Source organism: Micromonospora sp. NPDC002411 (assembly GCF_053592955.1).
The window spans coordinates 1-10,908 of sequence record NZ_JBSFBM010000235.1 but is presented as its reverse complement, the minus strand read 5'-3'; the positions used below and the strand labels follow the sequence as shown (position 1 = coordinate 10,908).

The following is a 10,908-nucleotide window of genomic DNA, read 5'->3' as shown; positions in this document are numbered from 1 at the left end:
GCCGCGAGTTGGGCGGCGAGCGCGCTGCTCCTGGTCGTCGCGTTCCCGCTGCACCTGCTCTTCGAGGTTCCGGCGGCGTTGACCGGACGCCCTTCGGACTGGCGTGACCTCGGTGCCCGGCTCGCGCTGGTAGCCGGTGGCGTCCTGTTCGCCGGGCTCGCGAACGCCTCCGGTCCCCGGCGCGGCCCAGCGCCTGCCAGCTACCAACCGGTGCCGAGGTGGACGCGCCGCTGGGCGTACGCCGCTGTCGCCCTGCCCGTGGTCGGCTGGGCCGTGCCGCACGGGCTGTGGGTGCTCGGCGTTCCGTTCGGCATCTCCGAGCAGAAGCTGGACGAGATTCAGCTGGATCTCTCGACGGAGACCGGCCTCGCGATCACCCTCGTTCCGCCGCTCGCCGGCCTGCTCGTCCTCGGGTTGGTGCAGCGGTGGGGTCAGCAGTTCCCGCGCTGGGTGCCGGGACTGGGCGGTCGACGGGTTCCCCGGCTGCTGGCGGTGATTCCGGCCGGGGTGGTGGCGCTCGCGTTGGTCACCTACGGCGTGCTGAGCGTCGCGGTGTTCGTTGACCAGCTACGCACCGGGGACCTGCAGTGGTCGGAGGTGTGGGAGGGGTGGGCGACCAGCGCCACCCTGCTGGTGTTCCTCGGCTGGGGAGTGTCGCTCGGCGTCACGACCACCGGTTACGCCCTCGCCACCCGGCCGCGTCTGCCGTCGGAGCCGGCGACTTCCCTGCCCGGCTCGGCCCGTCCACGATTGGAGCGCTCATGACCACCGACTCCCACCGCACCTGGGCCGCCGAACCACCACGTTGGGCTGTCTGGGCCGCCTATGCCGTCCCGCTGTGCGTCCTGCCGTCCGCGGTCTGGCGACTGACCCTGCTGGTCACCGACGATGCCGTCACCTCGTGGTACATGATCTTCCTGTCCGTCCTGTCGATGGGGCTGGCGCTGTCGACGCTCGGCCTGGTGCACCGATGGGGACAACGCCTCCCGCACTGGGTGCCACTGCTCGGCGGCCGTCCCGTGCCGGCGCGCCCGGTCGTGATCGTCGCGTTGATCGGCGGTTCGGTGCTCGTCGCCATCTGCGTCTATCTCCTCGTCAACAGCAGGCTCCACGTCGTGGAGCGCGGCTGGGTCGGAATAGGCCGCGACGATCCGGCGCATCCGGCTCCGACCTGGGAGGTGCTGCGGTACTACGCGCCGATGGTCGCCTGGGGGCCGCTCGTCATCGCCGTGGCCGCCGACTACGGCCGCCGTGTCGTCCGACCCCGCCGACCATTGGCGGGCGACCACCTGGGTTGATCAAGAGGTTTGCGTCACCAGCGGGCGTCCTTCTGACGCAAACCTCTTGATCACCGCGGGGAGCGGCGGGCGCGGGCGCGGGTCAGGGGGGATGGGTGGATGGACCACAGCAGGCGGCGCCACCACGGGCGGGCGGCGCGCAGCGTCGTGACGTAGGCGGTGGCCACCTCGGCGGCCCGGGCCGCCTGGTCCGGCGTTGCGGCAGCGGGGGCGAAGCCGACCTGGTTCAGCAGGGCCGCCAGTTCGTCGACGGCCGGCGGCGCGTCGGTCGGGCCGGTTCTGGTTGGGCCTCCGTCGGTTGGGCCGCTGCCCGTTGGGCCGTCGCCGGTGACGCTGGCTTGTGCGTCGGCGAGGGCCTGGCGGGCGTGCCCGGCCACCTCGGTGGCGGCCAGGTCGTCGCCGACCGGTCGGCCGGCCAGGCGCAGCGCGTCGGTGACCTCCTGCCAGGCCCCGGCGATACGCCGGCCGGGGTCACCCTGGACGAGTCGACTCCGGGTCAACGAGCGGCGCATCGCCAACAGGGTGAGCAGGAGTGCTCCCACCAGCAGCAACAGCCCGCCACTGCCCCCGGCGACCAGCACCGGCGTGGACAACCCACCCTGTCCGGGCGGCCCGTCCGGGGCGGCCACCGGCTCCGGCGACGCGGACGGCTCCACTGTGGGCGCCGGTGCCTCCGACGGCGGCGGATCATCAGGCGTCGGCCGGAAATCCTCCTCCACCGGCCTCGGCTCGTTGTTCGGGCGCGGCAACGGGTCGAACGGCACCCAACCCAACCCGTCGAAGAGCACCTCCGGCCAGGCGTACGCGTCGCCGGCCAGCACCGGCCCCTGCCCGCCGGTCCGGAAACCCACCACCACCCGGGTCGGCAGCCCGGACAGCCGGCCGAGCACCGCGAACGCCGCCGCGAACTGCTCGGACGTGCCCTCCTGGCCGCCGCCGTTGCGGGGTCCGAAGAGGAAGAAACCCAGATTCGGGTACGCGTGCCCGCTCGGCGCGTCCGCCACCACCCGGTAGTGCTCGGCCAGGAACTGCTCGATCGCCAACGCCCGTGCGAACGGGGCGCCGTTCTCCTCGGCGAGTTGCGCGGCCAACTTGCGCATCGGATCGGGCACCCCGTCGGCGACCCGCAACACCCGGGCCACCTCGTCGCCGGCGGGCACGTTGGCGGTGCCCAACAGGTTCGAGTCCGGGTGCTCCTCGGCGGAGGTCACCTCGTACCGCAGCCCCGGCGTCAACCCCTCCGGCCGGATCAGCGTCCCGCTCGCCGGGTCGTACGCCACCCGTGCGCCACTCACCTCCCGGGGCGTCGCCACGGCGGGCAGGAGTCGACCGCTCAACTCCGCCACGGTGATCTGCTGGCGGACCGTGCCGACCGTACTGGCCTCCGGGGGCGTGGCGGCCGGCAGGATCCGGCCCGCGTTGCGGTACGTCGCTCCGACCCGCCAGGTCACCCCGTCGTAGTCGCTGAGCACCGCCAACCGGATCCGCACACCCTTGGCGCCCGTCGCAGGCTCGGCTCCCGGCTCGCCGTCCGGCGCGGCGGCGTCGGGCGGAGCGGGCGGGGTGCCCTCGCGTTCCGTGCTTACGTCGAGGAGTTTCTGCTCCGGGTGCAGCGCCCAACCGGAGATCCGGATCAACGGGTTCTCGTCCAGCGACTGCACCTGCGGCGGCTCCACGTACCGGCGTGGGTCCACCGGTCGACCGTCGACCTGACCGGCGACGAGAGGGCCGAGCAGCGCGACCAGCCCGACCACCACTGCCACGCCGAGCGTCGCGCTGGCTGCCAGCCGGAGTCGCACCGCCGCGCGTACCCGGGGCGCCAGGTCGGCGGCCGGATCCCCGCCGGGCGGCGCCGCGTTGCCGGGTGCCGCCAGGCCGACCGCCGCGACCGCGACGAACGCCACCGTCGTTCCGACCGCCGGCTCCGCGTTCGGGCCGACCGTGTACAGCGCGGCGGCGTAGAGCCCCGCCGCCGGCAGGTAACCCAACAACACCCGGCCGGCGCGCAGCGCCACCTCCGCACCCGCCAGCCCCGCCAACCAGGCGGCGACGACGGGCACCAGCACCGTGTCCGGTGCGGGCTCCACCGGAATCATCGCGGTGAGCAGCCGGGGAATGCCGTTGCGCGCGGCGTCCGCGGTGACCTCCAGCAGGCTGCCGGGAAGCTCGGCGTGGTCGGCGGCCAGCCGCAGCGACCACAGTGTCCAGCCGGCCATCGCGGCCACCGAGACCGGTGCCACCAGCCAGGACGGCAGCCGACGGGCGGCGACGCTGACCAGCACCGAGCCCGCCGCCGCGCCGCCCACCAGCCAGGTCAGCAGGTCACCCGCGTACACCCGGCCCAGCGCCACCCCGGCGAGCACTGTCAACCCGATCAACGCCGCCGGGACGACGGCCGCCCGCAGCACCCGCACGACGTGCGTCACCACCGGCGTACCCCGTCCCACTCGGCGGCGAACTGAGCGCCGTCCGCCGCGTCGACCACCACCAGGCCGGCGGCGCCCGGTGGCGTCGGCTCGGCCGCGCCGAACACAGCGACCACCACCGAGGGGTACGCCCCGCGCAAGGCGCCCACATGCCCCAGCTCACCTCGGCCACCCGGCCCGGTCAGGAAGATCAGCGTGTCGCCGAGCCGGTCCTGTCGCAGTCGGGTCGTCGCCGCGCGTACCGCGTCGTCGTCGGACAGTTCAGCGGCGGCCAGCCGGTCCAGGGGACCGAGGGCGGGCCTGGAGTCCGCCTCCTGACCGGGTGCCGCCGCCTCGGCGGCCACGAACAGCAACACCACCGGCAGGTCCGCGCGGTGCGCGGCGGTCACCACCGACGCGGCCGCCTCGCACGCGGACTCGAACGACTCCGCCACCCCGCCGACGCGCTGCGGGTGCGCGGCGACACGGTTGTCCAGCAGGACGACCAGGCGCGGGAGGCTGGTGTCCACGTTCTCCCGCACCATCAGCTCGCCCACCCGGGCGCTGGTCCGCCAGTGCACCCGGCGCAGCTCGTCGCCGACCACGTACTCCCGCAGCGAGTCGAACGTGATCGACCCGTGCGGCACCCCGTCCACCCGGCCGTCGAGGCTGCGCCCCGCGCCGGTGGGCACCGCCGTCAGCGGGTGGATGCGGGGGTACACCCAGACCGGCACCACCGCACCGTACGGGCGGGCCAACGCCACCAGGCCCAGCGGGTCGCGCCGGGTGACCCGCAGCGGCCCGACCGGCACGACCCCCCGTCGGTGGGTCGGCACGTCGTAGCGGACCTCGGTGTCCCGCCCCGGTCGCAGGCGCAGCACTGGAACCGGCACTGTGCGCTCGCCGCACCGGTCCTCCGCCAGCAGGTTCGCCGACCGCAGCCGCCCAGCGTTGCGCACTGTCACCGTCATGCTCGCCGACTCGCCACGCGCCACCCGGTCCGGGTCGGCGTGCCGGGTCACCGTCAACCGGGGCCGCCAGGCCGCCACCAGCGCCGCGTAGCCCACCGCCGCGCCGGCCGCCGCGCCGAGCAGCGTCAACTCGGGGTACGCGAAACGGAAACCCGCCCCCACCAGCACGACGGCGGCGACGAGCAGCCCGACCCCACGGGCGGTGATCCCCATGCCGCTGCTGCCGGTCAGCCCTGCACCGGAGCGGGTTGCCCCGACGGCAGGGGCACCGGCACCGAGGCGATGGCCTGGCGCAGCACCTCCCCGGCGGTCAACCCGCGTACCTGGGCGTCCGGGGTGAGCAGCAGCCGATGCGCGAACACCGCCTCGGAGAGCGCCTTCAGATCCTCCGGCATGATCCAACCTCGCCCGTCGATCAGCGCGTACGCGCACGCCGCCCTGGTCAACGCGATCACACCCCGGGGGCTGACCCCGACGCGTACCTGCGGGTGGGTACGGGTCGCGGCGGCCAGCCGGACCGCGTACGCGTAGAGCGGCTCGGCGATGTGCACCCGGCGGGCCATCCGGACCATCTCCCCGACGGTGGCGGTGTCGGTGACCGGGGCGAGCGCCTCAGGGGAACGCACCGTCGCGCCGCGCAGCACCTCCACCTCGACCGCCTCGTCCGGGTAGCCGACTGACAACTTCACCAGGAACCGGTCCAACTGCGCCTCGGGCAGCCGGTAGGTGCCGTCCATCTCCACCGGGTTCTGGGTCGCCACGACCAGGAACGGCGACGGCACCGGGTGCCGGACCCCGTCCACCGTGACCGTGCGTTCCTCCATGACCTCCAGCAGCGCCGACTGGGTCTTCGGCGACGCCCGGTTGATCTCGTCGGCGATGACGATGTTGGCGAAGACCGGCCCCGGGTGGAACTCGAAGTCCCGGGTCGCCTGGTTGAAGATCGTCACGCCGGACACGTCCGAGGGGAGCAGGTCGGGCGTGAACTGGATGCGCCGCCACTCACCCTTCACCGTGGCGGCGATGGCCCGTGCCAGGGTCGTCTTACCGACCCCGGGTACGTCCTCCAGGAGCACATGACCCTGCGCGAAGAGCGCTGTCAGCGCCAGCCGCACCACCTGCGGCTTGCCGAGCACCACCGCGTTGACGTTCTCGGCCAGCCGGGCCGCCAGGGCCGCGAAGCCCTGCACCTCCGGCTGGGTGAGTGGCTCGTGGGTGTTCACGGTCGGTGGTGCTCCTCGCCTGGTGGATCAGCAGGTGGGCAGGACGTTGATGTTGTCGCCGCCCTCCAGGTTGAGCCAGGCCCAGGGGATGTAGTTCTTCCCCTCGTAGTTGACCTGCACCCACCAGGTGCTGCGCTTCTCGTTGTTGTAGATGTAGGCGTAGACCTCTTCGCCCGACTTCTTGCAGTACGCCTGCAACCGGGTGCCGGGCTTCGCCCAGCCCACCTGCTTGTCGTTGTCCTGTCGCGCAACCGAGAAGATCTCGTTGCCGTTGCGGCCATCCCGGTCCCGGTCGCAGTAGGTCGACTCGGGTCCGGACGCGCCGTTACGACAGGTCGCGACCCCGTACAGCGAAGGCGTGGCCTGCGCCCTCGTCGCCGTGCCCTTACCGGCGGCGTTGGTGGCCGTCACCGTGAACGTGTAGTTGGTGCCCGGCGTCAGGCCCGTCATCGTGATGCTGGAACACGCGCCGGCCTTCGCCGGCTCACCCGTCGTGCTCAGCGAGCAGGTGGCCTGACCGCCGCCGGCGTCCACTGTGAACGTCACCGTCGCCCCGGTAGCGGTCGCCGACGAACCGGTCACCGTGACCCGAGGCTCGGCCACCGTACGTGCGGTGGCGGTGGCCTCCGGGCCCGGCCCCGCCTCGTTGACAGCCTTCACCTTCACCGTGACGTTCTGGCCGTTGCCCAGCCCGGTGACAGTCGTACGGGTGTCGGTCACCTCGCTGGTGCGCCCACCGACGTCCACCAGGTACTTCGTCACCGGCCGGCCGTTCGCCTCGGCGGGCGCCCACTGCACCGTCACCGCGCCCGGCTGGTTGGCGACAGTGCCGGCCCGCAGGTCGAGCGGCCGACCCGGCGCTGCGAAGGGCACCACCGTGTTGCTCACCGGTGAGGCCGCCGACCCGGCGCCCTTGCTGTTGACCGCCACCACGGTGAACGCGTACTGGGTGCCGTACTCCAGTTCACCGGCCGGCACCACCAGCTCCGTCTTCGTCGACTCGCCGGCCGGGGCGTTCGTCCCCGCCGAACTGGCCGTCACCGCGTACCTCGCGATGGTGTTGCCCTGCCCGTTCGCGGCCGGCCACTTCACCAGCACCGTGCCGTCGGGCCGTTCCTGGGCGGTGACGCTCGCCGGCGGGTCCGGAACCGCGGCGGTCGGGGTCACCGGGTTGCTGTTGCGCGGCGGACCGTCGCCCTTGGCGTTCACGGCGTGCACCGCGAACCGGTACGTCTCGCCGTTGGTCAGACCCTTGACCTCCACCGCACGCTGGTTCGCGCCCACCTCCACACGCTTGCCGGCACCCTCCACCACGTACTTGATGATCTCGGCGCCGTTGGCGGCCGCCGGCCGCCAGCTCACCCGGGCCTGCGCGTTGCCCGCCGACGCGGTCACGCTGCGCGGGGCACTCGGCTTACCCACCCGGGGCTTCTTCGGCGGGGGAGGAGGCGGGGCAACCGGTGGCGGGTCGCCGCCGAGCACGTCGTTGGCGTACTTGTTGACCTCGCGGACCTGGTGCTTGTCGTCCACCACCCGGGCGATCGCCGCGTCGGGCGAGTTGATGAACAGATGGTTCTCCCGGACCTCCAGCTCCAGCGGCCCGTTAGCTCGCCCGCCGATGGTCTCGACCAGCTGACCGCCCCCGTCAAAGGCGTAGATCGTGCCGGTGGCCTCGTCGGCGCAGTAGAACCGGTCCGCCCAGGCCACCGCCGCGCTGAGCCGATCCCCCTCGCCCGGCACCGTGAACGCCTTCTCCTCCCCACCGTCACCCACCACCAGCACCCGCCGTTCGGCGGGCACGGTGACCGGAACCCGGGGGCCACTGGTGCGTGCGGGCAGTGCGGCCGGGCCGGACAGCGTCAACGGCGTCGGGTGCACCTTGCCGTGCTGCACGCGCACCAGCTTGCCGGCCGTGCGGTCGAGCACCGCCACACCGTCGTCCAGGGTGGAGACCACCAGCTCGTGGCTCGCCTCGGCCACGTCGTACGACTCGACACGCTCCGGCTTGATCCCACCGCCGTCGGGCGCGGCCGAGGCCGGCGCGGACGGCAGTTTCGCGGCGGTGATCGCCGAGACGGTGCCCTCGCTGGGCACCGCGATCCAGAGCCGGCCCTCACCGTCGAAGGTGCCGCCGGCGATGCCCGGGGGATAGCGGACCGGCTCCCCGACCGGGGCCAGCGACCGCGGGTCGAGCTGCCGCACGATGCCCTGCACGGCGTCGACCACGAACGCCGAATCTTCGTGCAGGGCGACACTCACGCCCAGGCCGGGGGTTGTCTTGGTGGTCGCGGTGAGCTGCAGGGTCGCCAGGTCCAGGGAGCTGACCTGCCCCGTCTGCAGGTCGCGCAGGATCAGCAACCGGTCGGTCTGGGTGACCTGCATCGGGTGCCGGTTGGCACCGGGAATCTCGGTGCGGGTGTCCACCCGGGCGGTCACCCCGTTGACCCGGGCCAGCTCGCTGCGCGCCGTGCTCCACAGCCAGGAACTCGCGTCGTAGTTGGCCACCGCGTTGTCGGCCGCGCCCAACCCGAGAACCGTCAACCCCATGGCGGCCAGCAGAGCGGCCACCGTGCCGACAGTCACCAGGCCACCGCGGAGCCGGGACCGGGAGCGGGGGGCGTCGGTCCGTACGGCGTCGTCGATGCTGGCCACAGCCGGCTGCCTCCCCTGAGTCGTGGCAGGTGGCGCGCCTCGCGGCAACCCCTCCCCTGAGCCGGGTGCCATCATATGGCGCTGCTGGTGACGGGGGAACCCGCACGGTCACCCCTGTGGATACCGAGCGTGTGCGTTGTGGACGCCCAGCTCAGCCCGGCTCACGCTCCGGGTCAGCTCGGTGACGGTCGGCCCGAGGGTTTCCCGCTCGACGGGGCGGTGCGCTCCCGTGCGGTGCAGACCTGGCCCGATGTCGCGAAGCTGTCAGTGGAGTAGACAGCCAGCACGGTGAAGCAGTGATCCACTCGGGAGTTCAACCCGTTGACCGTGTAACTGGTTTTGCCCGGGTCCACGGTGGCCATCACCCCGAGGGCCTTCCCGGCCCGTCCGGCCGCGACCATGAACGGCACCGCCCCGCCGGACGGGTCCGTCCAGGTCAGCGTGATCGTGGTCGAGTTGTCACGTAGCTTCAGATCCCCCGGCGGAGGCCCCGCCGCCGTCGGTGCCACGCCCGTCGGCGCCACCGCTGTAGGTGCGGCTCCGCTGGGCGGCGGGTCGTCGCGGGTCAGCACCACCGCGCCCAGCCCGGCCACCGCCACGACGGCGACCCCGGCCGCCACCACCGCGCCGATGAGCGTCGCCCGGTTGCGGCTCGCCGAGCCGTCCTCGTCGGCGTACGCCGGCCGGTACGCCTCCTGTGCCTGGTGGTACTGCTGCCCCGGATACAACGCCTGCCCCGGGTAGTGCTCCTGGGACGGGTAGCCGGCCTGCTCGGCTGGGGTCGGCTGGTGGTGCTGTGGTGCCGGTAGCGGCGCTGCTCCACCACTGCCCGGTGACCAGGCCGCCGGGGTTGGTTCGACCGGCGTCGCGGCGGGGCGCAGCGGCGCGGCGGCAGATGCCGCCTGAGCGGCGACCGTCCCCGGGTGAGCGGTGACAGGTTGGCTCGGACCGCCGTAACCGCTGGGCGGGCCGCTGCTCGGCGCGACGGCCGGGAACACCACGGTCTCGTCGGACGCCGAGACCCGGGCCCGCTGCGTCGGCACCGGCGCGGCCTCGAAGATGTCCAGCCCGGACTCGCCGCCTCCGCCGGTGGCCTCGGCGTCCGTCGCGGACAGCTCAGCGGCGTCGGCGTCGGTATTCGGCTGCGGCGGGCCGCTGCGGCTCCACGGCGGCGCGGTCAACCCCCACGGGGGTACGGAAGGCGCGGCGCTGGATGGCGCTGGGGCTGGTGTTGCCCTCTGTGGGGGTCCGAAGACCGGCTGCCTGGGAGCGGGCGGTGCGCTCGTCGGAGGGGCGGAGATGGGAGGCGCGGAGACCGGTTGCCCAGCAGCGAGTGACGTGGACAGCGGGCCGGCGTGCCCGGGTGGTGCGGAAACCGGGTAGGTGTGCCCGGGTGGCGCGGAGACCGGATGGCCGGATGGTCCGGAGACCGGGTGTGGGTGTGCCGGAGGCGCGGAGATCGGCTGTGGGAGGGCGGGTGGCGCGCTGACTGGTTGGGCCGGTGCTCCGCCAGCCGGCCGTGTCGGCCCCGGGTGACTGCTGGTCGGCAACGGCCCGCCCGGCGGGGTCGCCTCGACACCGGGTGCGTCGACGGATCCGTTCGCTCCGGTTGGGCTGACTCCCGTTCGGGCGGCTTCCTCGGCCAGTAACGGCTCGATCTGCCGTACCTGGATCGTGGGATCGTCCCAACGGGGTGCCGGAGTGGCCGTCGGGTGGTCTGCGGCGTCGGCGGCCGGGTGGTCGCCGACCCGCTGACGCGGCGCTACAGGAGATCCGGTCGGTGGTCGACGTGGTGGCCGCTGCTCGGATGACGGCATCGGCTGGCTCTCGGCCCTGGGCCTGGGCAGTTGACTCTCGGACGTCGGCCTGGCCGGTTGGCCCTCGGTCGTCGGTCTGGCTGGCTGGCCCTCGGTCGTCGGTCTGGCTGGCTGGCTTCCGGACGTCGGCGCGGGCGGCTGGACCTTGGTACCCGACGTGGGCTGCTGGCTCTCGACCGTCGGCCCAGAGGGCTGGCTCGCCGTAGGAGAGGGTCCGGGTTGCGACGGCGGGGCCAGGGAGGGTGTCGGCGGGCCGGAGCGCATCGGCGGGGCGGTTGTCGGCTGGATGGGCTGAACCCCAGGTGCCGGAGCCGGGGCCGTGGCGTCGCTGGGTGCGGCGGGTGCGCGTACCCCTGGCGGGGTTGCCCGGGGTGTGGCCGACGGTTGCGGCGGTGCCCAGGGTGAGGTGGTGGCCGCCGCGCCGCCGGCGGACGGGCGCATCGCGGCCGCGCTGGACGGTGTCACCGACCCCCGCAACCTGGGTGCGGTGATCCGGTCGGCTGCGGCGTTCGGCGCGCAGGGTGTCTTCGTACCCGAGCGTC

General features: G+C 73.6%; 6 protein-coding genes and 2 pseudogenes. 3 read left to right on the top strand and 5 right to left on the bottom strand.

Going from position 1 to position 10,908, the window contains the following annotated elements; all coding sequences use genetic code 11:
* Positions 1-765: pseudogene (locus ACWCO3_RS24365) on the top strand (hypothetical protein); the annotation flags it as partial.
* On the top strand, positions 762-1,298 hold the full coding sequence (locus tag ACWCO3_RS24360; protein ID WP_450012213.1) for a hypothetical protein: 537 nt from the start codon (positions 762-764) through the stop codon (positions 1,296-1,298). The pseudogene ACWCO3_RS24365 and the gene ACWCO3_RS24360, both read left to right, overlap by 4 nt.
* A gap of 50 nt (positions 1,299-1,348) precedes the next feature.
* On the opposite strand, the gene ACWCO3_RS24355 is transcribed toward ACWCO3_RS24360, so the two are convergent.
* From ACWCO3_RS24355 to ACWCO3_RS24335, 5 genes are all read right to left on the bottom strand, one after another.
* Positions 1,349-3,727 carry a DUF3488 and transglutaminase-like domain-containing protein gene (locus tag ACWCO3_RS24355; protein ID WP_450012211.1) on the bottom strand — a complete coding sequence of 793 codons (2,379 nt, stop codon included), beginning with the start codon at positions 3,725-3,727 and terminating at the stop codon, positions 1,349-1,351.
* Positions 3,721-4,887: a DUF58 domain-containing protein gene (locus ACWCO3_RS24350; RefSeq protein WP_450012209.1), complete on the bottom strand. Its 1,167-nt coding sequence runs from the start codon at positions 4,885-4,887 to the stop codon at positions 3,721-3,723. The genes ACWCO3_RS24355 and ACWCO3_RS24350 overlap by 7 nt, the downstream gene beginning before the upstream one ends.
* Before the next feature lie 14 nt (positions 4,888-4,901).
* A complete protein-coding gene (locus tag ACWCO3_RS24345) occupies positions 4,902-5,897 on the bottom strand; it encodes an AAA family ATPase (protein WP_088988698.1) in 996 nt (331 codons plus the stop codon).
* 27 nt (positions 5,898-5,924) lie between these two features.
* Positions 5,925-8,549, bottom strand: coding sequence for a fibronectin type III domain-containing protein (locus ACWCO3_RS24340; protein ID WP_357929107.1), 2,625 nt, complete (start codon positions 8,547-8,549; stop codon positions 5,925-5,927).
* A 173-nt stretch (positions 8,550-8,722) separates the two neighbouring features.
* A complete protein-coding gene (locus ACWCO3_RS24335) occupies positions 8,723-9,730 on the bottom strand; it encodes a hypothetical protein (RefSeq protein ID WP_450012206.1) in 1,008 nt (335 codons plus the stop codon).
* Positions 9,731-10,769: 1,039 nt separating this feature from the next.
* On the opposite strand from ACWCO3_RS24335, the pseudogene ACWCO3_RS24330 reads away from it, so the two are divergent.
* Positions 10,770-10,908: pseudogene (locus tag ACWCO3_RS24330) on the top strand (TrmH family RNA methyltransferase); the annotation flags it as partial.